Raw genomic sequence first — 459 nt, 5'->3', positions numbered from 1 at the left:
TCCTGTTGCTCCCGTTGCTCCTGTTGCTCCTGTTGGAATATATATTGGCGGAAGAGCTGGAAATGTAGGCCCAATATTCTCAGGTGCTATCTTACCTTTATTTATTGATAATTTATCATTCCGCTTCAATTTAATTCCTCATTCCACATATTTTTAATTAACTTACATAAGTATGAGTCTATTATTAAGGAATGCTTTCATAACTATTCTTTTTTCTTTCCAAATGATTCATACAGTTATTAAACATTTTACCGTTGCTTTAACTACTACTATTAATATAATAAAATGATAGTTCCATTCCAAAAACACGAAACTTATTGCATTCTAATTTAAAAATGAGGTGATTTAAATTCAAGATAAAAATGAAAAAAGAATAGAAGAACTAGTATCAATGGCTCTTGAAATTATTCTTCCATACAGACTTACAGGACCTACTGGAAGTACTGGACCTACCGGAAG

At 31.4% G+C, this 459-nt stretch carries 1 protein-coding gene; it reads right to left on the bottom strand.

Features of this window, described 5'->3' with window-relative positions; all coding sequences use genetic code 11:
• On the bottom strand, nt 1-129 hold a 129-nt coding region (locus RT27_RS34725; protein ID WP_043939488.1), incomplete at its 3' end, for an exosporium leader peptide-containing protein.
• Nucleotides 130-459: the final 330 nt, after the last annotated feature.

The organism is Bacillus sp. L_1B0_5 (genome assembly GCF_000836715.1).
GTDB classification, from domain to species: domain Bacteria; phylum Bacillota; class Bacilli; order Bacillales; family Bacillaceae_G; genus Bacillus_A; species Bacillus_A thuringiensis_S.
The sequence above is the reverse complement of the archived record's forward strand: the minus strand, read 5'-3'. Positions and strand labels throughout refer to the sequence as shown.